Raw genomic sequence first — 24,849 nt, forward strand, 5'->3', positions numbered from 1 at the left:
TCGCCGACCATTCGGGGAATTGCCGAGGTGATTGTTTGAGCACGGTCAACCGCCGTCAAGACCTGCGGCGCGGAACAATAACCACTCTTTAACCTCGATCGTTTACGAGGGTCCGCCGGCTTGCCGACGGACCCTTTGTGGTGAGTGTCGGCGGGGATTTTCGGAGTCCGGCGGGAAGGCGCTGGTCAGCCGAGGGCTGCTTGCCCAGGTGCGGCCGCGGGCGGCTGAGCGGTCCACGTGGTGCGGTGGGCCCACCGCCGAAGCCGGGGACGGCGCGTCTCGGGGACTCGGGCAACCCGCGGTCCGTGCCCGGCAGCGACACGCCCGGTCCGGACTGCGGCGTCCGCCGTTGTCCCCGCCGACGCCACGGGACCACCGCTAGCCGGCGGAGCGGAAGATGGGCCAGCCGACCTCCGTGACCAGGTCGTCGTCGCCGGCCACGTCGAGGGGGCTGCGCAGGTAGTACTCGCGCAGCGGGCCGTCGACACCGATCTCGTGGCGTGCGGTGTAGGTGCCCAGGTCACCGTAGGTGAGATCGATGGTGTGCAGGGGTCCGCGGTGGACGGCGACCGCGAGTTCCGCGCCGGGCACGACCAGTGCATCGACCCGGCCGACCGGGCGGGCATCGCCGTCGACAGGGACGAACACGAGCGCCTCACCGCGCTCGTCCTGGAGCAGATCATTGGCGAACAGCCCGCCCATCGGGCCGGTGCGGCGCAGTCCCCGGGCCGTGGCGAAGCCGTGCAGCTCGCCGAGGGCGCCCTGCCACCAGCTCACCGCGTCCTGTCGGTCGACGACCTCGCGGATCCCGAACGCCGGCTGCTCGCGGACCGTGCGGTACTCGATGGTCGAACCGTGCTTCGGGCGGGCCAGCAGCTCGCGCAGCGATTCGACGGCGCTCCGGGCCTGTTCGAGCCGGTCCTCCAAGCGTGCGAGATGCGCACTGATCAGCTCGTTGCGCGTGCTCACGTCCTCTGCGGCCAGCACGGCCTTCACATCCGCCACCGGCATGTCCAGGTCGCGCAGGCGCAGGATCACCTGTGCCGTGGGCACCTGGTCCAGGGAGTAGTACCGGTAGCCGGTGCCCCGGTCGACATCGGCCGGCGCGAGCAACCCCACCTCGTGGTAGTGCCTCAGCGTCTTGACGCTCAGATGGGTCACACGGGAGAACTCGCCGATCGTCAGACCTGTGTCCATGGCGCCAGTGTCAACCCTCCCCCTGCCGGAGGGTCCAGCAGAAGACCCCCGGTTGACTCTCCCGTGAAGGTACGGCCCAACGTTTGCAGCGTGCACCGCACAGTGCCGAGGTCATCGAAGGAGCCCCCATGAACACCATCGACCAGCCGGCTGTACTGCCCGACGTCGTCGCCGCCCACATCGCGGCGGTCAACGCCTTCGACACGGATGCCATCATGGCGACCTTCTCCGACGATGCCCTGGTCAACGACGCGCGCCGCGAATTCGTCGGTACCGCCTCGATCCGCGCCTGGGCGCGCCGCGAACTGGTCGACGACAAGGTCACCATGGACGTGACCGAGGTCGCGCGCCACGGCAGCGTAACGGTCGTACGGGCACGCTACGACGGCGAGTACGACAAGACGAACCTGCCCGACGAGCTGGTGCTCACCAACTACCTCACAGTCACCGACGGCAAGATCACCTCACTGATCATCGTGCGCAACGAGCCGGCTCCCTACTGAAGGCAGGCCCTCGGGCCGGCGTCGACAGCGTTCGCGAAAGGAACATCCCATGAGCACACTGGTCACCGCGGAGTTCTTCGCTCAGCCCGGCCGCGGCGACGACGTCGCGAAACTGCTGCTGGACATCCTGGGCGAGAGCCTCAAGCACGAGGGCTGCGAAGAGATCCGCATCCTGCGCGACCAGAGCGACGCCGACCACGTCACGGGTCTGACCCAGTGGACGGAGGCGCACAACTACACCGACTATCTCGCCTGGCGCACGGCACACGGCTTCACCTCCACCTTCGAGGCCATGCTCACCCGCCCGATGGTGATCCACTACTACGACGAGATCTACCAGGGCCAGGGCATCGCAGCGCGCTGAGAGCCCTGGTCAGGACGGGACCGTCGGCCGTCTACCATCGCACCGCGGCCGGTCTTCCCCAGCACACGGCCGGCGCCCTTGGAGGAAACGTGCCTACCGCAGATGAGCTGATCAGCCCCGACAGCGTCCGCCGCCTGGCCGCCATCCTCCAGGAGACCTCTTCCGGAAACGCCGACTGGCAACGCGTTGCCGGCAGCCAGTCGGTACTCGGCACCCTCGGCCTCAGCGAGCGGGCCCGGATCGTGGGCGACGCCGTCCTGGCCGACTGCGACGGCGACTACGAGAAGCTGGCACACGCGGTACGCAAGGCCCTGATCCGCCCGGACCTGACCGGTTGGATGATCTGGCCCGTCACCGAAGCCGTCGCCACTGCGGCCACCGAGTCCGGCACCGACCGGCACTTCGACGACGGCCTCCACCTGCTCGCGCAGCTCACGCCCCGCCTGACGGGCGAGTTCGCGCTGAGGACCTTCCTCAACGCAGACCTGGAGCGCACCCTGGCAACCGCACGAACGTGGACCGACTCCCCGGATCCGGCCGTGCGGCGGCTGGCGAGCGAGGGCACCCGCCCCAGACTCCCCTGGGCGCGGCAGGTCCCCGAGCTCAACCGCAGGCCCAAGGCCACCGTCCCCCTGCTGGACAGGCTCCGCACGGACAGCTCGCAGGTGGTGCGTCGCTCGGTGGCCAACCACCTCAACGACATCTCCCGTCTCGACGCCGCCCTGGCCGCCGAGGTCGCCGCGCGATGGATGCACAACCCGGTGTCCACCACGCCGGCCCTGGTGCGGCACGCCATGCGCACGCTCGTCAAGAAGGGCGAGCCGGCGGCGCTGGAGCTGGTCGGTTTCCACGGCAGCCGCGACGATCTCGAAGTGGTGGGACCGCTGGCGGAGGAGACCGAGATCTCCATCGGCGGGACCCTCGTCTTCTCGGCACGCGTCACGAACGCCTCCGACCAGCCGGTCTCCCTGGCCATCGACTACGTCATCCACCACATGAAGGCGAACGGGAAGCAGGCGCCCAAGGTCTTCAAGCTCGCGAAGCGCGGCCTGGCCCCCGGAGAGTCGGCCGAGCTGACGCGCAGCCATTCGTTCCGCCCCATCAGCACGCGCGTCTACTACCCGGGGGCCCACGCCGTGCAGCTTCAGGTCAACGGTCACCAGTTCGACAAGGTGGACTTCAGGCTCGTGGAGGCCGAAGAGGCATCGTGACCACTTCCGCACGAGACTCGCCGGACGGCAGTCGCCGCCGGCAACGCAGTGCCGCATACAGACATGTCGGGCTGGTCGATCGTGCTGGTGCGACTGCCCTGCCTCCCTCATGCGGCCGCTTCCCACGAGCGGCACCGACAAGGACATCGAAATACTGACGCCGCGCCACCGACCGCCGGTCCTGCAGCGGCAGATCGACAGGCCGCGCATCACCCCGGCGGACCGCGCCATTCCTGACCGCGCTCCTTCACCGGGTGCCTCGCGCCCGGCTGCGCAGGACCCGCTGCTCTTCGTCAGCTGGGAAGCGCCTCTTTCGATCGCCTGTTGGACGACGCCCCTCGTGAAAGCCCGAGGCTAGGCTTGGGCTGTGTACGAGCCTGCGAACGAGATGCCCCGGGACCACCGGCCCGCCAAGTCCATCAGGGTGCTGCTCGCCGAGGACCAGGGGATGATGCGCGGGGCTCTCGCCTTACTGCTCGGGATGGAGCCGGACATCGAGGTGGTCGCCCAGGTCGGGACGGGCGACGCGATCACGGACGCCGTGCTGGTCCACCGGCCCGACGTGGCCCTCCTCGACATCGAACTGCCGGGCATCAGCGGCCTGGACGCGGCCGCGGAGCTGCGCGAGCAGGCGCCGGACTGCCGGGTGCTGATCCTCACCACCTTCGGCCGGCCCGGCTATCTGCGCCGGGCGATGGAGGCGGGGGCGGCCGGGTTCCTCGTCAAGGACGGGCCGGTGGAGGAGCTGGCCCAGGCGATCCGACGGGTGCTCACCGGGGAGACCGTGGTCGACCCGGCGCTTGCCGCGGCCGCGCTCAGCGCCGGGCCGAACCCGCTCACCGCCCGCGAGTGCGACGTACTGAAGGCGTCGGTGGACGGCGCGACCGTCGCCGACATCGCGGCGAAGGTGCATCTGTCGGAGTCGACGGTCCGCAACTACCTCTCCGCCGCGATCGGCAAGACCGGCACCCGCAACCGCGCGGAGGCGGTGCGGGAGGCCCGGCAGCAGGGGTGGCTGTGACCTCCCGGCGAGCCGCCCGAGGGCGTTACTTCGTCACCTCCGCCGACTGGTAGACCGTGCCCTGCGGGGCCACGCAGACGAACCAGTTCGCCGTCGGGAAGCCGTCCACCGTACGGATCGCGTTGCCGTCGTCCTGCGCCGAGAAGCCCACGGCGAGGCGGGCCACGCTGGTCCGCCCGTCCTTCCAGCCGCAGGTGACCTCCTGGGCGCTCTTGGCGACCATGCCGATCACCAGCCGCTCCGAGCTCGCGGAGTCGGACGAGAACCGGGTCGCCATGGACTCCAGATCCGTGCCCGCGTAGAACTCCAGTGTGCGGACGGTGTTGAACATGACCTGCTGGACGTGCTCCTCTCCCCAGCCCCGGGTCGCGAAGAACGAGATCTTGCCGATCAGATCGGCGGGCTTGTGGACATCCGCAGGCTTCACGCCCAGTTCGTCCATGCGGTCGAACTGCCGCTCCGCCTCGGTCTCGTTGCGCGGCGCTCCCCACACCTGGACGCTCACGCTCCATTCCTTGCCCCGGTAGGTCCCCCGGGACAGCTCGGTTCGCTGCGGCTCGTAGACGTGCCGCGCCTCGGGAGACGCCGGGTGTGCCGCAACCTGCGTCCGGTGCTCCCCGGGCAGCCCGGCGAACGCCAGCGTCGCCCCCGCCGATCCGCCCAGCACCACCACCGCCGCGGCCGCCGCCACCGCCCAGCGCCGGGCCCGGCGCCGCCGGCCGCCGCGCATGACCGCCTGCACGGGGGCTATACCGATCTCGACCTCGTCCGCGGCGTCCGCGAGGAGGAAGGCGATGTCCGACTCCGTCTGTGTCATGCCGTGGTTCTCCCGGTTCCCGCTCATCAGCCACGCCCTCCCTGCGTCACCATCTCGGCCAGTCCCGGTATGGCACGGAGTTTCGCGATCCCCTTGGCCGCGTTGCTCTTGACCGTGCCCACCGAGCAGCCCATCGCCTCCGCCGCCTGGGTCTCCGTCAGGTCCTCCCAGTAGCGCAGCACCACCGCCTCCCGCTGCCGCGGCGGCAGTTGGGCGAGCGCCTTGAGCAGGGCGCTGCGGTCGTCGGCCTGGGCGATCCGGTCCCCCGTGTCCGGCACCTCGCGCACCAGGCCCGAGTCGTCCTTCGGCGCGAGGAACTCCTTGAGTTTCCTTCTGTGCCTGCGTGCGTGCGCGTTGATCATCACGCGCCGCACATACGCCTCCGGGTCGTCGGCCGAGCCGACCTTCCGCCAGGCCACGAAGACCTGTTCGAGCGTCGACTGGACCAGGTCCTCGGCGGCGTGCTGCTCCCCCGTGAGGAGAAATGCCGTACGCATCAGCCGCGGCCAGCGGCCGATCATGAAGCTCTGGAACTCCTCGCTCCGAGCGTCCTTCCGCTCCCCCATGGGCACCTCCTAGATGTAAAGAGGAGTCCCCGAGCCGCCCGGACCGTTGCCTGCCGCGCCAGAAATTCCCGGCCTACTTCACGGAGCGGCCTACTTCACGGAGCGGCCTACTTCACGGAGCGGCCTACTTCACGGAGCGGCCTACTTCGCGGAGACCTTCCGGCGCGGCAGCCACAGCAGCATCAGCGCCGCCCCGACCAGCAGCACCCCGGTGCTGGTGCGGAAGGCGGCGGCGTACCCCTGCGTCAGGGCGGCCGCCCCGCCTTCCCCGCCCGTCCGGGCCGCCGCGATCGTCGACATCACCGCGAGCCCCAGCGAACCGCCCATCGTGCGCGAGGTGTTGACCAGCCCGGAGAGCAGCCCGGCCTCGGCCGGCGCGGCCCCGGACGTGGCCAGCGCGGCCAGCGGGGTCGCGGCCAGGCCCGCGCCGAGCATCATCAGGATCCCGGGGAACATGACGGCCGTCGTATAGGCGCCGTGCGGGCCCATCGTCGACTGCCAGGCGAACCCGGTCGCCGCGACCAGGGTTCCGGTCACCGCCACCGTCCGCGTCCCCGCCCGCCGCATCAGCCGCGGCGCCGTCTTGGAGCCGACGAGCACCGCGACCGAGCTGGGCACCAGGGCGAGACCGGCCTCCAGCGGGGTGTAGCCGAGGACGTTCTGGGCGTAGAGCGTCATGAAGTACCACATGCAGAACATCGCCGAACCGGACACCAGCATGGCCGCGTTGGCCGAGGCCACCGACCGCCGGCCCAGCAGTCCGAGCGGCATCAGCGGGGCCGCCGTGCGCGCCTCGACGTACAGGAACAGACCGAGCAGCGCGAGTCCGGCGACGAGCGGGAGCAGGGTCCGGGCCGCCGTCCAGCCGGCCCCCTCGGTCTGCGAGATGCCGTACGCCAGGGTCCCGAGGCCCGCTGTCACCAGCAGTGCGCCGGGCAGGTCGAGGCGCCGGCCGTCCCCGGTCCGGCTCTCCGTCAGCCACAGCACGGACCCGGCGAGGACCAGCGCGCCCACCGGCACGTTGATCAGCAGCACCCAGCGCCAGGACAGCACGTCCACCAGCACCCCGCCGACCAGTCCGCCGGCCGCGCCGCCCCCGGCGCCGACCGCCGTCCAGGTGGCGATCGCCCGCGCCCGGGCGGGCCCCTCCGGTACTGCCGCCGTGAGCAGGGTCAGCGTGGCGGGCGCCAGGACCGCCGCGCCCAGCCCCTGCACGGCGCGGGCGAGCAGCAGTTGCCAGCCGTCCTGGGCGAGCCCGCCGCCGAGCGAGGCCAGCGTGAACAGGCCGAGCCCGACCAGGAACATCCGCTTGCGGCCGTACAGGTCGCCGGCCCGCCCGCCGAGCAGCATGAACCCGGCGAAGGCGATGGCGTACGCGTTCACCACCCACTGCAGCCCGGAGGCGCTCAGCCCGAGATCGGCGCGCATCGACGGGAGCGCCACGTTCACCACGGACACGTCGAGCACGACCAGGAACTGCCCGGCGCACGCCAGCGACACCACCAGCCAGGTGGGGGGCGCGGTACGGCGGGATATGCGTGAGGTGTCCGCGGCTTCCAGCATGGGTGTCATGCTCTCAAGCCGGTTACGGTCCTTGCATCGGCATTTCGGCCCACGCGGCCCTCGGCCCTCGGTCCCCGGCCCTCGGTCCCCGGTCGTACGGCCTACCCCGCCCGCCGGAAGAGCGTCACCACCGCCGCCCCACCCAGTCCGATGTTGTGCGCGAGCCCCACCCGGGCCCCGGGCACCTGCCGGTCGCCGGCCGCGCCGCGCAGCTGCCAGACCAGTTCGGCGGTCTGCGCGAGCCCGGTCGCGCCCAGCGGATGCCCCTTGGAGATGAGCCCGCCGGACGGGTTCACCACCCAGCGCCCGCCGTACGTGGTCGCACCGGACTCCACGAGCTTGCCCGACTCGCCGACGGCGCACATGCCGAGCGCCTCGTACGTCAGCAGCTCGTTGACCGAGAAGCAGTCGTGCAGTTCCACGACGTCGACGTCCTCGATGCCGAGGCCGGAGCGGTCGTACACCTGCCGGGCGGCCGCCCGGGACATCGGCTGTCCGACGACGTCGATGCACGAGCCGGACGCGAAGGACTCCTCGGTGTCGGTCGCCATCGCCTGCGCGACGATCTCGACAAGGCCGGTGAGCCCGCGCCGTTCGGCGAACCGTTCGGAGACGACCACGGCCGCCGCCGCTCCGTCGGAGGTGGGTGAGCACTGGAGTTTGGTGAGCGGGCGGTGGACGGTGCGCGCGGCGAGGATGTCGTCGACCTCGTACACGTCCTGGAACTGCGCATAGGGGTTGAGGGCCGAGTGCCGGTGGTTCTTGGCGGCCACGACGGCGAGCTGCGCCTCCGTCGTGCCGTACCGCTCCATGTGCTCGCGGGCCGCGTCGCCGAAGATCTGCGCGGTGGGCGGGGTCATCTCGAAGCCGTGCCGGGCGGCCATGACGCCGTAGTGCCGGGCGACCGGCGAAGTGGAGAAGTCGCCGCCGTCGGCTCCGCCCCCGAGCGCTCCCCTCTTCATCTTCTCGAAGCCGAGGGCCAGGACGCAGTCGGCCGCCCCGCCCTCGACCAGCTGGCGGGCCAGCATCAGGGCGGTCGCGCCGGTGGCGCAGTTGTTGTTGACGTTGTAGACGGGGACGCCGGTGAGACCCAGTTCATAGGCGGCGCGCTGGCCGGCGGTGGAGGGCTGGAAACAGTAGCCGACAGGAACCTGTTCTACCTCGCCGTACGTGATCCCGGCGTCGGCGAGCGCGGAGCCGCCGGCCTCCCGGACCATGTCCCAGTACTGCCAGTCGCGACTCTCGGGCTTCTCGAACTTGGTCATTCCGACCCCGGCGACATACGCCTTCACAGCAGCCATGACGCGGGAGATTAGAACACGTTCCACAAACAGGCCAGACCTTGACGGCGGATCAGAAACCCATGGGACGGTCAAGGATTCGTTAGCAGCTCGAAGCAACGGAATAGTTGCCTGTGCATACGAGGTTTACCCACCACTTATTCGATGCGCATGCACGAGTCCTGATCTCCTTCCGCTCTTCCCGTCACTCTCTCGGCCCGGAGGCCCCACTCAATGACGCACACGACGACCGACCAGCCCGCCCGGGGCGCGAGCGGGGCCGTGGTCCCGGTCCTCGCCTTCGCGGGCATCGTGGTCGCGGTGATGCAGACCCTGCTCGTTCCGGTCATCAAGGACCTCCCGCAGCTGCTGGGTACCGAGCCCAGCAACGCCACCTGGGTCCTGACCTCGACGCTGCTGTCGGGCGCCGTGGCAACCCCGATCATGGGCCGCCTCGGCGACCTCTACGGCAAGCGGCGGATGCTGGTCCTGAGCCTCGCCGTGATGGTGGTCGGCGCGCTGGTCAGCGCGCTCACCAGTGACCTGCTCACGATGATCGCGGGCCGCACTCTCCAGGGCTTCGCCATGGGCGCGATCCCGCTGGGCATCGGCCTGATGCGCGACATGCTGCCGCGCGAGAAGCTCGGCTCGGCGATGGCCCTGATGAGCTCCTCGATCGGCGTCGGCGGCGGCCTCGCGCTGCCCGCCGCGGCCCTGGTCGCGCAGCACATGGACTGGCACGCCCTGTTCTACGGCGCGGCCGGCCTCGGCGTGCTCTCCATAGCCCTGACCCTCCTGGTCGTACCGGAGTCCCCGATGCGCGCGGAGGGCTCCTTCGACGTGCCCGGCGCGATCGGCCTGTCGGCCGGTCTGGTGCTGCTTCTGCTGCCCATCACCAAGGGCAGCGACTGGGGCTGGTCGTCCGGCACCACGCTGGGCCTGTTCGCCGCCTCGGTGGCCGTCCTGCTGCTGTGGGGCGTGTTCGAGCTGCGCCACTCGGCCCCGCTGGTCGACCTGCGCACCACCGCCCGCCCGGCCGTGCTCTTCACCAACCTCGCCTCGATCATGGTCGGCGTCAGCTTCTACGTCGTCTCGCTGGTCCTGCCGCAGCTGCTCCAGCTCCCGAAGGCCACCGGCTACGGCCTCGGCCAGTCGATGGTCACCGCCGGTCTGCTGGTCGCCCCGCTGGGCCTGACGATGATGTTCACGGCCCCCGTCTACGCCCGCCTGTCCGCCAAGTACGGCCCCAAGACCACCCTGATCCTCGGCATGCTGATCATCGCCATCGGCTACGGCGCCGGTCTCGGCCTGATGAGCGCGCCCTGGCAGAGCCTGGTCATCGCGGTGGTCCTCGGCGCCGGCATCGGCCTCGCCTACTCCTCCCTCCCGGCCCTGATCGTCGGCGCGGTCCCGGCGTCCGAGACGGGCGCGGCGAACGGCCTCAACACTCTGATGCGGTCGATCGGTACGTCCGTGTCCAGCGCCGTCATCGGGATGGTGCTGGCCAACACGGCGAACCACGTCGGCGGTGTCGCCGTCCCGACCATGCACGGCTTCCGGGTCTCGTTCCTGATCGCCACGGGAGCGGTCGCGGTGGGTCTGGTGCTCGCCCTGCTGCTGCCGAAGCGGAGCCGGCCGGCCGAGGTCGCCCAGCACACGCAGCTGCGGGCGAGCAGCGAGGAGGAGGCCGCGCTCGCCGGCGCCGAGGAGGTGCTGCGAGGCTTCCGCGGCCGCGTCCTGGACGCCGCGGGCGGGCCGGTGGCCCGTGCCAAGGTGACCCTGATCGACCGGCGGGGGCGGCAGGCGGGGGCGACGCTGTCCGCCGAGGACGGTACGTACGCGCTCGCGGTGCCCGCCGAGGGGGCGTACGTGCTGGCCGCGAAGGCGGCGGGCCACGGTCCGCTCGCCTCGTCGGCGACGCATGCCGGGGACGACCGCGCGGTCGACCTGGACCTGGCGCTGCCCGTGGAGACGGTCAACGCGTAACACCCGGTGGGTGGGCGGCCGCGCGTACGTCGAGGCCGCCCGCACACCGGCGGCGCCGTGACCGCCCCGGCGTGACGGCCGTGGCCGCGCGGCGCCGACCGGGCCGCGGGAGTCCGTCCCGCGGACGTACCGGGTGTGCGGGCCGCCGGACGAGCAGACCGCCGCGGGGCCGCCGTCGGACCGCAAAGCGGTGGCCCGGCAGCGACTCGGCAGCGGCCCGGAAACCGCTCGGCGGCCGGTGAGCCGGCTCGCCCGCAGGCGGGCACGATTGCCGGGCGAGCACGGTCGCGGGCGGCCGGACGCACGAGGCGCCTGGCCGGGAGACGGCCGGTCAGGGGACCGGGAGGCCAGTCAGGGGACCGGGACGAGCGGTGACCGGCTCGGACGAATCGCCGTACGCCGTACGCCGTACGCCGGGGTCAGGCCGCGGCCGCGCGCTCCCCGGACGGGCGCCGGCGGCGGGCCGGGTCGGTCAGGGACGGTGGCTGCCAGACGCCGTCGGCCCGGTAGAGGTCGGTGCCGGGGGCCACGATCTCGTCGATGCGGTCGAGCACTTCGTCGTCGAGGACCAGCTCCGCCCCCTTGAGCAGCGCGGTGAGCTGGTCCATCGTGCGCGGGCCGATGATCACCGACGTCACCGCCGGGTGTACCAGCGGAAAGGCGACGGCCAGCTCCGGCAGGGTGCAGCCCGCCTCCTCGGTGAGCGCGACGAGTTGCTCGACGGCCGCGTACTTCGCGGCGTTGCCGGGGGCGGCGGGGTCGAAGCGCTGCGGGAAGCGCTTGGCCCGACCGGTGGTGAGGTCGACCGGCCGGCCCTCGCGGTGGGCACCGGACAGGAATCCGGAGGCGAGCGGCGACCAGGTCAGCACGCCCATGCCCAGGCGCTCCGCGGTGGGCAGCACGGCCCGTTCGATGCCGCGGGCGAGAACCGAGTACGGCGGCTGCTCCGTGCGCATCCGCATCAGCCCGCGCCGCTCCGCCACGTGGTGCGCCTCGACGAGGTCCTCGGCGGGGAACGTGGAGCAGCCGAACGCCCGGATCTTGCCCGCCGTCACCAGGTCGCCGAGGACGGACAGCGTCTCCTCGATGTCGGTGGTGTGGTCGGGGCGGTGCACCTGGTAGAGGTCGATCCAGTCGGTGTCCAGCCGCCGCAGGCTGTCCTCGACGGCCTTGAGGATCCAGCGGCGCGAGTTGCCGCTGCGGTTGCGGCCCTCCCCCAGCGGAAAGTGCACCTTCGTGGCGAGCACCACGTCGTCGCGCCTGCCCTTGAGCGCCTTGCCGACGATCTCCTCGCACTCACCGGCCGAGTACATGTCGGCGGTGTCCACGAAGTTGATGCCGGCGTCGAGTGCGGCGTTGATGATGCGGGCGCCGTCCTCGTGGTCGGGGTTGCCCAGGCCCCCGAACATCATCGTGCCCAGACAGTGGGTGCTGACCTCGATGCCGGTCTTGCCGAGGACGCGATAGCGCATGCCGGTGCTCCGTCACAGGTGAGGTGGGTTGGCGGCGTCAGTGTAGATCTTGGAGTGCACTTGAGAACCAGCCCCCGGCCAACTTCGGTGACACGCAGCCGACTTGGAGGCCGTGGCGCGCTCGGACGGCACTCGGGCACGGGGGGTGTGCCGGTGGCCGATCCGAACGCTTTGGCTGATACCCACCGGGCCGCCGGTGCGTCCCCCGCGTGCCGCGAGGCCGTCACTTCGCGCGAGGCGACCACCACGTCAAGAGCGTGCCGCCGGTGTCGCCGCACCCCTGTCGACCGGCCGACGGAGCGTGTGCGGCAGCATGGGTTCGGACAGTCGTACGAGTGAGAGGACGCCCATGACCGCGGCGGCACCCAAGCCCGAGATCCTGGCCGCGTTCGAGGCGGCGAAGGGGTTCATGCCCGTCGGCGAGGGGCTCGCGTTGTACGCGGCCGCCGTCGAGGCGGGGCGGCTCGGCCTCCCGTTGCTGGAGGTCGGGACGTACTGCGGGCGCTCGACGATCCTGCTCGCCGACGCGGCCCGCGCGGCCGGGGTCACCGCGCTCACCGTCGACCACCACCGGGGCAGCGAGGAGCAGCAGCCGGGCTGGGACTACCACGACCCGGAGACGGTCGACCCGGAGATCGGGCTGATGGACACGCTCCCCGCCTTCCGGCGCACCCTGTACCGGGCGGGCCTGGAGGACCACGTCGTCGCCGTCGTCGGCCGTTCCCCGCAGATCGCCGCGTTCTGGAACTCCCCGCTCGGCTTCGTCTTCATCGACGGCGGCCACACCGACGAGCACGCCACCGCCGACTACGAGGGCTGGGCCCCCCATGTGGCCCAAGGCGGGCTCCTCCTGATCCACGACGTCTTCCCGGACCCGAAGGACGAGTTCACCGGCCAGGCCCCTTACCGCGTCTACCTCCGCGCCCTGGAGTCGGGCGCCTTCACGGAGGTCTCCGCCCACGACTCGCTGCGCGTCCTGCGGCGAACGGGGGCGGGGATCTGAAGGCGCGGTTAGAGTCGCAGACGTGTCGTACTCAGGCCCGGAATTCGATCCCCCGCAGCAGCGCCGGTTCCGGCGGGCTCCGCTCGCCGTCGGCCTTGCCGCGCTGGTGCCCGGTGCCCTGCTCGGCTGGGTGCTGTACGAGGGGGTCGGCAGGCCCGGCGGGAGCGGTGCCGGGCAGGCGGGCGCGGCGGCGCCCAAGTCGGCGGCCGGGGCGGCGTCCGACGACGCCAAGGTGCCGAGTGCGAGCCCGAGCGCGGCCCGCCCGCTGCAGGGCAAGGTCGTCGTCATCGACCCGGGGCACAACCCGGGGAACTTCCAGCACACGTCCGAGATCAACCAGAAGGTGAACATCGGGACGAACTGGAAGGAGTGCGACACGACGGGCACGTCCACCAACGCCGGGTACAGCGAGGCCCGTTTCACCCTCGACGTCGCGCACCGGCTGCGGACCCTGCTGGAGCGGCAGGGCGCCACTGTGAAGCTGACCCGCGACGGGGACCGGCCGGCCTGGGGGCCGTGTGTGACCAAGCGCGCGGAGATCGGCAACGCCGCGCACGCCGACGCGGCCATCTCCATCCACGCCGACGGCGCTCCCGAGGGCGACCGCGGCTTCCACGTCATCCTCCCGGCCTCCGTGCACTCCGGCGCCGCCGACACCCGCCCGATCGTCGCCTCCTCCCGCACCCTCGGCGAGCGTGTCGAGAGCGACTTCGCGAAGGTCACGGGCAGCGCTCCGTCCAACTACGTGGGCAACGGCACCGGTCTCGACGTACGCAAGGATCTCGGCGGTCTCAATCTGTCAACGGTTCCCAAGGTGTTCATCGAGTGCGGCAACATGCGCGATAGCAAGGACGCGGCACTGTTGACCAGCGGTGCCTGGCGGCAGAAGGCGGCGCAGGGAATCTCTGAGGGAATCGTGAGTTTCCTGCGCGGGTAGGTATCGGCGGGCCCCTCCGGGCGGACACCCTGATCGTTCGGACGATAGTGTCCGTCCTACGATCGATTCCTACGATGAGGGGCACACCCCCGCGACGCCTCCTCCGCCGACGAGACGACCTACGAAGGACCTGAAGTGAATATCCGCTCCCTCACTAGAGGCGACGGCGTGGTGATCGGAGCAGCGGTATTGCTGTTGATCGCGTCGTTCCTCGACAACTATTCGTACGACGGGGTGCCGGACGGCATCGACCTGCCGAGCCTCTGGTCGAGCGGACCGGTCCTCTTCAGCATCATCTTCGCGGGCATCGCGGGCGCCGCACTCGTCGTCGTCTCGCGAGTACTGCCGCAGCCGAGGAAGGTGGCCGGTCTGGATCTGAGCCCGTTCGGCGTTGCGCTCACGGTCTTCGCCGCGTGGAGCGCGCTCGGCAATGTCATCGACCCGGCCGGCGCCGCGGACAATCTCTCCGGCTCCTCCAACGGCCCCAGCGCGGGCATGGGCCTCATCCTGGCCCTGGTCGCCACCCTCGTCATGGCCGGCGCGGCTGTCGCGACCCCGCTCGTCCCCGCCCTCCAGGCCGGACTCGTCCCGGCCCCCAAGCCGCCGGCCCCGCAGCCCTACGGTGCCCAGCCCCCCGGTGGCTACGGCTACCCGGGTGCCGGTGCCCCGCAGCCCGGACAGCCCTACGGCGCCCAGCCGCAGCCCGGCCAGCCGTACGGGCAGCAGCAGCCCCCGGCCGCCGCGCAGCAGCAACCGCCGGCCGCGGACTTCTCGCCGTTCTGGTTCGCCGTTCCGGTGGCGCGGCCGCTGTTCGCGGAGGACGGTTCGACCGCGCCGATCGCCGAACTGGCGCCCGGCACCTGGTACTTGGCGGTCGAGCAGCGGGGCCCCGCCCTGGTGGCCCAGACCCAGGACGGCCGCCGCGGCGTGCTGCAGGACACCTCCGGGATCCAGCGCGGCTGAACAGCCTTGCGCATACGGCCCCTTGCCCTTCCGGGCGAGGGGCCGTTGTCGTACAGTCGACCGGCGATTTGTCTGACGTATCGTCAGGAGGTGGCCATGCGGCTCGGGTTGGCACTCGGCTACTGGGGGCGCGGGCCCTCCCCGGACCATCTGCCGCTGGCGCGGGAGGCGGAGCGGCTCGGGTACGACTCGGTGTGGACGGCGGAGTCCTGGGGCTCGGACGCCTTCACCCCGCTCACCTGGATCGCCGCGCAGACGTCGACGATCAAGCTGGGTACGGCCGTTGCCCAGATGGCGGCCCGGTCGCCGGTCACGACCGCGATGCACGCGCTGACCCTGGACCATCTGTCCGGGGGCCGGATGCTGCTGGGGCTCGGGCTGTCCGGGCCGCAGGTCGTCGAGGGCTGGTACGGCCGCCCGTTCCCGAAGTCGCCGCTGACCGCGACCAGGGAGTACGTGGACGTCGTACGGCAAGTGCTGCGCCGGGAGGGGCCGGTGGCGCTGGACGGGCGCTTTCACCCGCTCCCGTACCGGGGGCCGGACGCGACCGGCCTCGGCAAGCCGCTGAAGCCGATCACCCACCCCCTCCGCCCCGGCCTGCCCGTCCTGCTCGGCGCCGAGGGGCCGAAGAACGTCGCCCAGACGGTCCGGATCGCCGACGGCTGGCTGCCGCTGTACTGGGCGCCGAGCCGGCCCGAGGTGTACGGCCCGGCGGTCGCCGACCTCCCGGCGGGCTTCCTGGTCGCCCCCATGGCCCAGGTCAAGGTCTGCGACGACGTGGCGGCCGGGCTGCTGCCCGTGAAGGCCATGCTCGGCTTCTACATCGGCGGGATGGGCCACGCGGCCCGCAACTTCCATGCCGACCTCATGGCCCGCATGGGGTACGAGGAGGAGGCCCGGCGGATCCAGGAGCTGTTCCTGTCGGGACGGCGGCAGGAGGCGGTGCTGGCGGTGCCGGACGCGTTCGCCGACGAGATCTCACTGGTCGGCCCACGCGAACGCATCGCCGAGCGGCTGGAGTTGTGGCGCAAGGGCCCGGTGACCGACCTACTGGCCCTGGCACCGGACCCCCACACCCTGCGTGTGCTGGCCGAGCTCAACTCCTAGCCTCCGGTGAGCTGACCGGCCGAGGGCACCCGGTTCTGTACCGGTGCGCCGGCGCTCTTCCCGGCGTCCTTGACCTGGTTGATGATGTCGTTGAACGAACTCGCCGCGTCCCCGTCGCCCTTGCGGAGCTTGGACGGCAGGTCCTTCAGGGAGTCGATCCCGGCGGAGAGCGGTGCGATGGCCTTGGACAGCAACGGGTCGCCCTCGGCGTTCCGCTTGGCTGCCTTGAGCCGGTTGTAGGCGAACCCGCCCGCGGCGGCGGCCTTGATCAGGGCGAAGGTGCGGCCGTGGGCGCCCTTCTTGAACTTGCCGGCCTTCCACGGCTTCACGATCCACTGGTAGGTCGCGCCGGCGGCGAGACCCGCGTTGGCGACGAACCGCGTCTTGGCGAGTTTCTGTCTCTGCGCGGACGTGCTCGGACTGGGCGTGTCGGCCACCGGGGCCGCCACCATACCGGTGTCGACCGACTTGCTCCGGGTGCTGCCGGCGCAGGCGGTGACACCGGCGACCAGGGCGCAGCAGAGGGTGAGCGTGACGACGAGGCGCCGTATCGGTACGGGCACGGGGTCCTCCCGTGAGTCTCGATGTCCTCCCCGAGCGGTTGCTTCCTCCGGCAGCCTCACCCAGATGGCGGCACCTCGCCACTCGGGGAGAACCCCGTTCAGGTTTCAAGGACCCTTCGGCGGCAACCCGAACCGTATGTCCTCTGAATCTCGCGGTGCCAATCAGGCCGGCACGGTCGTCGCGGTCGTCGCCGACATCATGGCCCTCATCCTGGGCCTCTGGATCCTGATGTACCTGCTGGACGCGAACCGGGCCAACAGCCTGGTCCGGTTCGTCCACGACGCGGCCGCCTGGCTGGCAGGCTGGTCACACGACCTGTTCACCTTCCACGAGGCATGGGCCAGAGTGGTGACCGGCTACGGCCTGGCAGCGGTGGTCTACCTCTTCATCGGCCACGCGATCGCCAACCGCATGCACCGCCACTAGAAAACCCCGGTCAGGGCAAGCGCCCCCTCAGGGGCGCGGGGAACTGCGCGAGCAACCACGACGGACCCGCACCCGCCGTACCGCAGAACCCCCGCCCCACTAGGCGCAACAATCCACCTCAAGCCCAGAAGGAAGCTCCCCGCCCCCGAACACCGCGCACGTGGCGTCATGCCCCCCGAGCGCGGCCACCGCGAGCAACAACGACCCCGCCGTCCACGTCGTCAGCTCCCGCGGCCAGATCGCGTCGTCCTCGAAGACGTACCCGGTCCAGTACAGCCCCGACTCGGCGTCCCGCAGATGCTGGATGGACTGGAGGATCTCCAGCGCCCGGTCGGACTCCCCCACCGCCCACAGCGCCAGCGCCAGCTCGGCCGACTCCCCGCCGGTCACCCACGGATTGGGTACGACGCACCGCACCCCGAACCCGGGCACGACGAACCGCTCCCAGTCCTTCTCGATCCGCGCGCCCGCCTCCGCACCGGTCAACGCCCCGCCCAGCACCGGGTAGTACCAGTCCATCGAGTACCGGTCCTTGTCCAGGAACCGCTCGGGATGCCGCCGTATCGCGTGCCGCAGCGCGCCCACCGCCAACTCCCAGTCCGGCTGCGGCTCTTCCCGCTGCTCGGCGATGGCGAGCGCGCAGCGCAACGCGTGGTGGATCGACGAACTCCCGGTCAGCAGCGCGTCGTCGGTGGGCGTGCCGTCGTCCTCGCGGCGCCAGCCGATCTCGCCGCCCGGCTGCTGCAGCCGCAGCACCCACTCGACGGCCGCGTAGACGGCGGGCCACATCCGGTCGAGGAACGTGTCGTCGCCGGTGGACAGGTAGTGGTGCCAGACGCCCACGGCGAGGTACGCGACGAAGTTGGACTCGCGGGCGCGGTCGGTGACGTCGTCGTGTGCGCCGTCGGCGTAGGCCGCGTACCAGGAGCCGTCCTCGTTCTGGTGCTCGGCGAGCCAGGCGTACGCCCGCTCGGCGGCCGCGTGCTCCCCGGCGGCATCGAGTGCCATCGCGGCCTCGGTGTGGTCCCATGGGTCGAGGTGGTGCCCCCGGAACCACGGGATCGCACCGTCCTCCCGCTGCACGGCGAGGATGCCGCGGACGGTCGCGGCAGCCTGCTCGGCGGTGAGGACCCCGGGCAGGACGAGGTGTTCTGTCCGGGGGGTGGTCACTTGGCGGCCACCTCGGCGTCCGACACGGCTGCGGTGCCGGGCAGGTGCGGCTTGGTGGCGTAGACGACGAAGCTCTTGCCCAGGACCGGGTTCAGCGCCTGTTCGGCGACGCGCGTGGCCAGCGGCTTCTTCATGATGTCCCAGACCAGCAGCTTGTGGTACGCCCGCACCGGCAGCGCCTTGTCGTTGTCGACGCCGAACGCGCACTTCAGCCACCAGTACGGCGAGTGCAGCGCGTGTGCGTGGTGGCTGCCGTAGGGCCGCAGACCGGCTTCCTTGATCTTCCCGACCAGCTCGTCGGCCTTGTAGATGCGGATGTGGCCGCCCTCGACCTCGTGGTAGGCGTCGGAGAGCGCCCAGCAGACCTTCTCGGGGCCGTAGCGGGGCACGGTGACGGCGATCCGGCCGCCCGGCCTCAGCACCCGCACCATCTCGGCGAGCACGCCCTTGTCGTCGGGGATGTGCTCCATCACCTCGGAGATGATCACGACGTCGAAGGACTCGTCCGGGAACGGGAGGGCCAGGGCGTCGCCCTCCATGGCGGTCGCGGTCGCGCCCGCCGGGGCCTCGCCGGCCTCCTTCATCGCCGCGAACCACTTGGCGACCTCGCGGATCTCCTCGGCGTTCTGGTCGAGGGCCACGACCTGGGCGCCGCGCCGGTAGCACTCGAAGGCGTGCCGGCCGGCCCCGCAGCCGAGGTCCAGGACGCGGTCGCCCGGCGCGAGCGGGAACCGGGAGAAGTCGACGGTCAGCACGTGGCCCTGCTTTCACTCTCGTGACGAACACCAGCTGAGGCCGCGGAGCGGCCGGGACTGCGGGGAGCGGAGGGGGCGACGGCCTCGGCGGCCGCGGAGCGGGCGGACACGGCGGCGCCCGGGCCGCCCGCGGAGCGGGCGATCGCCTCGCGGTAGCGGGCCACCGTGCCCTGCGCGGCACGCGCCCAGGTGTAGTGCCGCAGCACCCGCTCACGGCCCGCGTGGCCGAGCCGCAACCGTAGCTCCGCGTCGCCCAGCAGCCGGTTCAGCGCGGTGGCCAGCGCGCCCGCGTCGCCCGGCGGTACGGCCAGGCAGGTCTCCCCGTCGCGCCCGGCGACCTCGGGGATCGCGCCGCCGGTCGTCGCGACCAGCGGGGTGCCGGTCGCCATGGCCTCGGCGGCGGGCAGCGAGAAGCCCTCGTAGAGCGACGGCACGCAGGCGACCTCGGCCGAACGGACCAGGTCGACGAGTTCGGCGTCGGAGATGCCCTTCACGAACTCGACGGCGCCGTCGAGGCCGTACCGCTCCACGGCCTGCGCGACGGGCCCCTCGGTGGGCCGCTTGCCGACGACGACGAGGTGGGCGGCCGGGTGCTCGGTCCGTACCTTGGCGAGGGCCTCGACGAGGAAGACCAGCCCCTTGAGCGGGACGTCCGCGCTGGAGGTGGTGACGATCCGGCCGGGCACCTGGGGGACGGCGGGATTCGGCGCGAAGAGGTCGGTGTCGGCGCCGATGTGGACGACGTGGACGCGGTCCTCGCGGACGCCGAGGTGGTCGACGATCTCCTGGCGGGAGGTGCCGGAGACGGTGAGCACGGAGGGCAGCCTGCGGGCGACCCGCTTCTGCATCCGGGTGAAGGCGTACCAGCGCCGTACGGAGTACCGCCGTTTCCATCCCTCGGCGGCGTCCAGCTCCAACTGCCGGTCGACGGTGATGGGATGGTGGATGGTGGTGACGAGGGGGGCGCCGATGTCCCCCAACAGGCCGTATCCCAGGGTCTGGTTGTCGTGGACGACGTCGAACTCCCCGGCGCGGGCACGCAGATGGCGGCGGGCGCGCAGGGAGAAGGTCAGCGGTTCGGGGAAGCCGCCGGTCCACATGGTCGCCACTTCGAGGGCGTCGACCCAGTCCCGGTACTCGTCGCGCCCGGGCGTCCGGAAGGGGTCCGGGGAGCGGTACAGGTCGAGGCTGGGCAGCTCGGTGAGGGTGAGGCCGGGGTATCCCTCGTCGAGGACGGGATACGGCTGCGAGCCGATGACCTCGACCCGGTGCCCGAGCCGGGCCAGCTCGCGCGACAGATGGCGTACGTAGACACCCTGGCCGCCGCAGAACGGGTTCCCTTTATAGGTGAGGAGCGCGATGTCGAGCGGTCGCTCGCCGTCGGCGGCGGGTTCCTCGTCAGCACCCGCCCGCCTGGCCTCAGCGGTCACTCCGGGCCCCCTTCTCCCTGCACTTTCCCGTGAGGTTACGCCGGGACGCTAATCTAGAACAAGTTTCAGACTTGATCGTTCAAGAGGCTCTGAATCTACCGGCAGGTAGGGGTGGAGTGAGCAGTGGATCAGGTGATTCGCGCCACGGCGGGAACCCCTGCCATGCTGTCTGATCACTCGCCCTGAGCACTGCCCTCACCGACTGTCACGGACGGGACCCATGCCTGCGGAAGCCAAGGTGGACATCGGCGCCAGATCGGCCACCCCGCCGCTCACCGAGCGGCAGGAGGCCCGGCGCCGCCGGATCCTGCACGCGAGCGCCCAGCTGGCCAGCCGGGGCGGTTTCGACGCGGTGCAGATGCGCGAGGTGGCGGAGTCCTCCCAGGTGGCCCTCGGGACCCTGTACCGGTACTTCCCGTCCAAGGTGCATCTGCTGGTCGCGACCATGCAGGACCAGCTGGAGCACATGCACGGCACGCTGCGCAAGAAGCCGCCGGCGGGCGAGACGGCGTCCGAGCGGGTCGCCGAGACCCTGATGCGGGCCTTCCGCGCCCTTCAGCGGGAGCCGCACCTGGCCGACGCGATGGTCCGGGCCCTCACCTTCGCCGACCGCAGCGTCTCCCCCGAGGTGGACCAGGTCTCCCGGCAGACGACGGCGATCATCCTGGACGCGATGGGCCTGACCGACCCCACCCCCGCCCAGCTGTCCGCCGTCCGGGTGATCGAGCACACCTGGCACTCGGCCCTGATCACCTGGCTCTCGGGCCGTGCCTCCATCGCACAGGTGAAGATCGACATCGAGACGGTGTGCCGCCTGATCGACCTGACGGAGCCGGACGCGAAGCAGTAGGGCACAGGAAGACCGAAGCAGCAGGGCACAGAAAGACCTACGAGACGGGTTCCCTTCGCCGGCATGGTCCGGATCAGGTGATGGGGGTCGCCGTCCGGCCTTGCTGCTGCCTTCCGGCCTCTCAGCCCGACCGTCGACGTCGGCACCGGCGGATGCTTCTGCATCTGCGTCACGCCAGAGTCGGCTACTCCGCTCGGACTCCCTCACTCGCCTCGTAGGCTGATTCCAGGATAGAGCGCGCAGAGCATATGGGAACCCCCAGAAGTGGATTTTTTGGACTTTTACTGATACAGCACGCCTACTCCACCGGCTCCAGCCCGCTCCAGCTCCGCCCGATGACGGTCTCCCCCGCCCACCGCTCCAGCAGCAGCCGGGCCTCCCCCTCCGGAGCCGCCAGGGACACCCGCTGGGCGCCGCCGTGCACTGTGCGCCACTGTTCGTGGGTGCCCTCGCTGCAGCAGGAGCAGAGCACCTCCACGCTGCTCGCGGGTTCGGCGCCGAAGTCGTGCTCGACGAAGAGGGCGACCAGCGCGTCCAGGTCGGCGGCCTCGCCGGCGCTGACCGTCACCTCCAGGGTGGGCAGCTCGGAGGCGCGGAAGAGGAGCAGTTCGTCGAAGACGGGAAACTCCCGGCCGTCGACCACCCGGTGCCCCTTCGGTTCGCCGTCGTGCACGACGACCTCACCGAACCGCCGCCCGGCCGAGACCGGCACGTTCATCACCCGGCCGCGGGTGGGGCACAGCCGGTCGATCCAGACGACCTCGCGTTCGCCGCCGGTGTCGAGCCGTACGCAGGCCGCCCCGAACCGCCCGTCGATCTCCCCCTCCCCCGCCGGAAGGTCGATGCCGAAACCGGCCCACGCGTCCCGGGCGGTGGCCCAGTCGCCCTGGATGGTGGCCGCGATCCCGAGGTTCCAGAACGCCGGGTCGCCCTCCCCGCGCGGCGCCCGGGCGGCGGCCTCGCGGCCCAGCGCGTAGGCCTTCGCCCAGTTGCGCAGGAACTTGTGGGCGAGCGCGGCGTCGTACCACCACACGGCGCTCCGCTCCTCGTCCGGGAACCGCGCGAGGACCTGCTCGAAGAGCCCGGCGGCGGTCAGCCACTCCTCGGCCTCCCACGCCTGGTAAGCCTCGCTGATCAGGCCCTCGGCCTCGGACTTGTGCACGTTTCCCACCCTGTTCGGTCCGCCGGACCGCTGGAGCGTACCCCAGGAGGGCGGCAGGATTTCGTGGTCGCCGGGGCGTAAACCGCCTGGCGAGGCGCCCTCGCCCGAACGCAGAATCCCCCCATGGCACTCATCCACCACACCACCGTCAAGCCCACCAAGGTCGAACTCCTCGCCGGCTGGCTCCCCACCCGCCCCTGGTATCACGGCCCCGCCGCACCGGAGTTGGTGAAGGCCGGCGGGTTCCGGCTGGACGACCCGGCGGGCGAGGTCGGGATCGAGTTCATGGTCGCCGCGGAGGGTTCAGGGGCCTACCTCGTACCGCTCACCTATCGCGGGGCCCCGCTCGAAGGCGCCGAACACGCGCTCGTCGGCACCGCGGAGCACGGCGTCCTCGGCACCCGCTGGATCTACGACGGCTGCCACGACCCGGTGCTGACCGGCGAGTTGCTCGCCCTGCTCGAGGGGCGCGCCGAGGCACAGGCCCAGAGCATCACCGACACCCCCGACCGTGAGGTCGAGCGTTCCTACACCGGCCAGGGCCCCGTGCCCGGCCTCGGCACCCCCGTCGACACCGACGAGAGCACCGAGTTCGCCGTACCGGACAGCGGCCTGGTCCTGCGGCTGCGGCGCGTGCTGACCGCCGGTTCGACGGCGCCGGACGACGCGCTCGGCCGGATCACCGGCGCCTGGCAGCAGCCGGACGGCACCCGTGCCCGGGCACTGTTCGCGACCCTGCAAGCCCTTTAGTCCTCCGGCTAGTCCTCCGGCGGGAACACCGGCTCCCCGCTGCCCAGCAGGGTGATCGTGATCGCCTCCACCGGGCAGCTCTCCGCCGCGTCGAGGACCTTCCCGTTGGCGTCCGTCTCCGGGTCCACGGGGTGGGACTGCATGGCGGAGTCGAGGCGGAAGGAGCCGGTGGCCCGGTGGACGCACTGGGCCGAGCCGATGCAGATCGAACGGTCGACCTCGACGTGCCAGCGGTCACCCATGGCGGCCTCTCACCCCTCCCAGCCGGCCGGCAGGTGGATCATCTTGTGTTCCAGGAACTCGCCGTACCCCTCCGGGCCGAACTCCCGCCCCAGGCCTGAGTTCTTGTAGCCGCCGAAGGGGCCAAGCATGTCGAGGCTGAAGGTGTTCACGGAGTAGGTCCCGGTACGAACCTGCCGCGCGACCTCGATGCCGTGCGCCACGTCCGCCGTCCAGACGCTTCCGCTCAGCCCGTAGTCCGAGTCGTTCGCTATCTTCAGGGCCTCGGACTCGTCGCCGTAGGGGAGCAGGCAGATCACCGGGCCGAAGATCTCCTCGCGCGCGATCCGCATGGAGTTGTCGACGTCGCCGAAGAGGGTGGGCTCGACGTACCAGCCCTTCTCCAGACCCGGCGGCCGTCCGCCGCCGGTGAGGATCTTGGCCCCCTCCTCCTGGCCGATCCGGATGTAGTCCAGGTTCCGCTGCTGCTGGCGGCGCGCGACCAGCGGGCCCACCTGGGTGGCCGGGTCCAGCGGGTCGCCGACCTTCAGGGCGCTCGCCGCGGCCGCGAAGGCGTCGGCGAACTCGTCGTAGCGCGAGCGCGGGACGAGGATGCGGGTCTGGGCGACGCACGCCTGGCCGTTGTTCATCCAGGCCGCCGGGACGATGCCGGCGACGGCGGTGGCCACGTCCGCGTCCGGCAGCACGACGGCCGCCGACTTGCCGCCGAGTTCCAGGGTCACCCGGGTGAGGTTCTTCGCGGCGACCTCCATCACGCGCTTGCCGGCCGCGACCGATCCGGTGAAGGAGACCTTGTCGACGCCCGGGTGGGACACGAGGTACTCACTCACCTCGCGGTCCGCCGGAAGGATGGAGAGCACTCCGTCCGGCAGCCCGGCCTCCTTGGTGATCTCGCCGAGGATGTACGCGTCGAGCGGCGACTCCGGGGACGGCTTGAGCACCACCGTGCAGCCGGTGAGCAGCGCCGGGGCCAGCTTGGCGGCCGCCACGAACTGGGGCACGTTCCACGGCACCACGGCCGCCACCACCCCGACCGGCTCCCGCCGCACCAGGATCTTCCCGAGCACCCCGTCGCGCGTCTCCTCGTACGTGAAGTCACGCGCGACCCTGATCGCCGCGTCCCACACCATCATCGCGCCGAGCGCCTGCGCGAGGACGCTCCAGGAGTACGGCGAACCGTTCTCGGAGGAGATCACCCGGGCGATCTCCTCGTGCCGTACGAGGATCGCGTCCTTGATACGGGTGACGACCTCGACCCGCTCGTCGAGCGTCATCCGCGGCCAGGGCCCCTCGTCGAAGGCCCGCCGCGCCACCGCCACCGCCCGGTCCACGTCCTCCCGCGAGGCGTGCGGCACCCGCCCGAAGACCTCCTCGGTATGCGGAGAGACCACCTCGATGACGTCCTTGCCCAGGGGGTCGGTCAACTCCCCGCCGATGAACAGCTGTCCGTGTTCCAGGAACTCGGTCATGGCGCCCCGCCACCCTTCCTGACGATGTCTCAGAACTGATACC

General features: G+C 71.4%; 25 protein-coding genes and 1 riboswitch. Of the genes, 12 read left to right on the top strand and 13 right to left on the bottom strand.

Annotation, left to right across the window (positions count from 1 at the left end):
* Window positions 1–378 precede the first annotated feature (378 nt).
* Window positions 379–1,197, bottom strand: coding sequence for a MerR family transcriptional regulator (locus KVT45_RS26230; protein WP_217551502.1), 819 nt, complete (start codon window positions 1,195–1,197; stop codon window positions 379–381).
* A gap of 128 nt (window positions 1,198–1,325) precedes the next feature.
* Here KVT45_RS26230 and KVT45_RS26235 point away from each other — a divergent pair, with 128 nt between their 5' ends.
* The 4 genes from KVT45_RS26235 (at window position 1,326) to KVT45_RS26250 (ending at window position 4,296) form a co-directional block, all read left to right on the top strand.
* On the top strand, window positions 1,326–1,700 hold the full coding sequence (locus tag KVT45_RS26235; RefSeq protein WP_217551504.1) for a nuclear transport factor 2 family protein: 375 nt from the start codon (window positions 1,326–1,328) through the stop codon (window positions 1,698–1,700).
* Window positions 1,701–1,749: 49 nt separating this feature from the next.
* Window positions 1,750–2,064: a putative quinol monooxygenase gene (locus KVT45_RS26240; protein ID WP_217551505.1), complete on the top strand. Its 315-nt coding sequence runs from the start codon at window positions 1,750–1,752 to the stop codon at window positions 2,062–2,064.
* A gap of 89 nt (window positions 2,065–2,153) precedes the next feature.
* On the top strand, window positions 2,154–3,275 hold the full coding sequence (locus tag KVT45_RS26245; RefSeq protein WP_217551507.1) for a DNA alkylation repair protein: 1,122 nt from the start codon (window positions 2,154–2,156) through the stop codon (window positions 3,273–3,275).
* 388 nt (window positions 3,276–3,663) lie between these two features.
* The gene (locus KVT45_RS26250; protein ID WP_217551699.1) at window positions 3,664–4,296 is read left to right on the top strand and encodes a response regulator transcription factor; all 633 of its coding nucleotides are present in this window, start codon (window positions 3,664–3,666) and stop codon (window positions 4,294–4,296) included.
* Between the two features lie 25 nt (window positions 4,297–4,321).
* On the opposite strand, the gene KVT45_RS26255 is transcribed toward KVT45_RS26250, so the two are convergent.
* The 4 genes from KVT45_RS26255 to KVT45_RS26270 all read right to left on the bottom strand — a co-directional run bounded on the left by KVT45_RS26255 (window position 4,322) and on the right by KVT45_RS26270 (window position 8,543).
* Window positions 4,322–5,140: a hypothetical protein gene (locus KVT45_RS26255; RefSeq protein ID WP_217551509.1), complete on the bottom strand. Its 819-nt coding sequence runs from the start codon at window positions 5,138–5,140 to the stop codon at window positions 4,322–4,324.
* On the bottom strand, window positions 5,140–5,679 hold the full coding sequence (locus KVT45_RS26260; RefSeq protein ID WP_217551511.1) for a SigE family RNA polymerase sigma factor: 540 nt from the start codon (window positions 5,677–5,679) through the stop codon (window positions 5,140–5,142). The genes KVT45_RS26255 and KVT45_RS26260 overlap by 1 nt, the downstream gene beginning before the upstream one ends.
* Before the next feature lie 141 nt (window positions 5,680–5,820).
* Entirely contained in the window at window positions 5,821–7,251 is a 1,431-nt protein-coding gene (locus KVT45_RS26265) for an MFS transporter (protein ID WP_217551513.1), read from the bottom strand.
* Between the two features lie 92 nt (window positions 7,252–7,343).
* On the bottom strand, window positions 7,344–8,543 hold the full coding sequence (locus KVT45_RS26270) for a lipid-transfer protein (RefSeq protein ID WP_217551515.1): 1,200 nt from the start codon (window positions 8,541–8,543) through the stop codon (window positions 7,344–7,346).
* Between the two features lie 213 nt (window positions 8,544–8,756).
* On the opposite strand from KVT45_RS26270, the gene KVT45_RS26275 reads away from it, so the two are divergent.
* Window positions 8,757–10,508, top strand: a complete 1,752-nt coding sequence (locus tag KVT45_RS26275) for an MFS transporter (RefSeq protein ID WP_217551517.1) — start codon at window positions 8,757–8,759, stop codon at window positions 10,506–10,508.
* Between the two features lie 419 nt (window positions 10,509–10,927).
* On the opposite strand, the gene KVT45_RS26280 is transcribed toward KVT45_RS26275, so the two are convergent.
* Window positions 10,928–11,980, bottom strand: coding sequence for an aldo/keto reductase (locus KVT45_RS26280; RefSeq protein WP_217551519.1), 1,053 nt, complete (start codon window positions 11,978–11,980; stop codon window positions 10,928–10,930).
* A gap of 349 nt (window positions 11,981–12,329) precedes the next feature.
* Between KVT45_RS26280 and KVT45_RS26285 the strand changes: the two genes are divergently transcribed.
* The 4 genes from KVT45_RS26285 (at window position 12,330) to KVT45_RS26300 (ending at window position 15,990) form a co-directional block, all read left to right on the top strand.
* Window positions 12,330–12,983: a class I SAM-dependent methyltransferase gene (locus KVT45_RS26285; protein WP_217551521.1), complete on the top strand. Its 654-nt coding sequence runs from the start codon at window positions 12,330–12,332 to the stop codon at window positions 12,981–12,983.
* A gap of 22 nt (window positions 12,984–13,005) precedes the next feature.
* A complete protein-coding gene (locus KVT45_RS26290; RefSeq protein ID WP_217551523.1) occupies window positions 13,006–13,920 on the top strand; it encodes an N-acetylmuramoyl-L-alanine amidase in 915 nt (304 codons plus the stop codon).
* Between the two features lie 135 nt (window positions 13,921–14,055).
* Entirely contained in the window at window positions 14,056–14,883 is an 828-nt protein-coding gene (locus KVT45_RS26295; RefSeq protein ID WP_217551525.1) for a DUF5336 domain-containing protein, read from the top strand.
* 96 nt (window positions 14,884–14,979) lie between these two features.
* Window positions 14,980–15,990 (top strand): LLM class F420-dependent oxidoreductase, encoded by a 1,011-nt coding sequence (locus KVT45_RS26300; RefSeq protein WP_217551527.1) that lies wholly within the window; start codon window positions 14,980–14,982, stop codon window positions 15,988–15,990.
* Here KVT45_RS26300 and KVT45_RS26305 read toward each other — a convergent pair.
* Complete coding sequence (locus tag KVT45_RS26305) at window positions 15,987–16,553, bottom strand: hypothetical protein (protein ID WP_217551529.1); 567 nt, start codon at window positions 16,551–16,553, stop codon at window positions 15,987–15,989. The two genes, KVT45_RS26300 and KVT45_RS26305, sit on opposite strands and share 4 nt — an antisense overlap.
* A gap of 136 nt (window positions 16,554–16,689) precedes the next feature.
* Between KVT45_RS26305 and KVT45_RS26310 the strand changes: the two genes are divergently transcribed.
* Window positions 16,690–16,980: a hypothetical protein gene (locus KVT45_RS26310; RefSeq protein WP_217551531.1), complete on the top strand. Its 291-nt coding sequence runs from the start codon at window positions 16,690–16,692 to the stop codon at window positions 16,978–16,980.
* A gap of 99 nt (window positions 16,981–17,079) precedes the next feature.
* On the opposite strand, the gene KVT45_RS26315 is transcribed toward KVT45_RS26310, so the two are convergent.
* From KVT45_RS26315 to KVT45_RS26325, 3 genes are read right to left on the bottom strand one after another with little or no spacing between them, the layout of a single operon-like run.
* Window positions 17,080–18,150 (bottom strand): prenyltransferase, encoded by a 1,071-nt coding sequence (locus tag KVT45_RS26315; protein ID WP_089101385.1) that lies wholly within the window; start codon window positions 18,148–18,150, stop codon window positions 17,080–17,082.
* Window positions 18,147–18,905, bottom strand: coding sequence for a class I SAM-dependent methyltransferase (locus KVT45_RS26320; RefSeq protein WP_217551533.1), 759 nt, complete (start codon window positions 18,903–18,905; stop codon window positions 18,147–18,149). Before KVT45_RS26320 ends, KVT45_RS26315 begins: the two co-directional genes overlap by 4 nt.
* Entirely contained in the window at window positions 18,899–20,335 is a 1,437-nt protein-coding gene (locus KVT45_RS26325) for a glycosyltransferase family 4 protein (protein ID WP_217551534.1), read from the bottom strand. Before KVT45_RS26325 ends, KVT45_RS26320 begins: the two co-directional genes overlap by 7 nt.
* A gap of 220 nt (window positions 20,336–20,555) precedes the next feature.
* Here KVT45_RS26325 and KVT45_RS26330 point away from each other — a divergent pair, with 220 nt between their 5' ends.
* Window positions 20,556–21,185, top strand: coding sequence for a TetR family transcriptional regulator (locus tag KVT45_RS26330; protein ID WP_217551536.1), 630 nt, complete (start codon window positions 20,556–20,558; stop codon window positions 21,183–21,185).
* 33 nt (window positions 21,186–21,218) lie between these two features.
* Window positions 21,219–21,400, bottom strand: a riboswitch (TPP riboswitch).
* A gap of 83 nt (window positions 21,401–21,483) precedes the next feature.
* Here KVT45_RS26330 and KVT45_RS26335 read toward each other — a convergent pair.
* Window positions 21,484–22,347 carry a tetratricopeptide repeat protein gene (locus KVT45_RS26335; RefSeq protein ID WP_217551538.1) on the bottom strand — a complete coding sequence of 288 codons (864 nt, stop codon included), beginning with the start codon at window positions 22,345–22,347 and terminating at the stop codon, window positions 21,484–21,486.
* Between the two features lie 123 nt (window positions 22,348–22,470).
* Here KVT45_RS26335 and KVT45_RS26340 point away from each other — a divergent pair, with 123 nt between their 5' ends.
* The gene (locus KVT45_RS26340) at window positions 22,471–23,097 is read left to right on the top strand and encodes a 1,4-alpha-glucan branching protein (protein ID WP_217551540.1); all 627 of its coding nucleotides are present in this window, start codon (window positions 22,471–22,473) and stop codon (window positions 23,095–23,097) included.
* 8 nt (window positions 23,098–23,105) lie between these two features.
* Here KVT45_RS26340 and KVT45_RS26345 read toward each other — a convergent pair whose 3' ends face one another.
* Together KVT45_RS26345 and KVT45_RS26350 are read right to left on the bottom strand one after the other, a co-directional pair.
* A complete protein-coding gene (locus KVT45_RS26345; protein WP_217551542.1) occupies window positions 23,106–23,339 on the bottom strand; it encodes a ferredoxin in 234 nt (77 codons plus the stop codon).
* Window positions 23,340–23,348: 9 nt separating this feature from the next.
* On the bottom strand, window positions 23,349–24,806 hold the full coding sequence (locus tag KVT45_RS26350) for an aldehyde dehydrogenase (RefSeq protein WP_217551543.1): 1,458 nt from the start codon (window positions 24,804–24,806) through the stop codon (window positions 23,349–23,351).
* Between the last annotated feature and the right edge of the window lie 43 nt (window positions 24,807–24,849).

This window comes from Streptomyces sp. GbtcB6 (assembly GCF_019091475.1).
Lineage (GTDB): Bacteria > Actinomycetota > Actinomycetes > Streptomycetales > Streptomycetaceae > Streptomyces > Streptomyces hyaluromycini.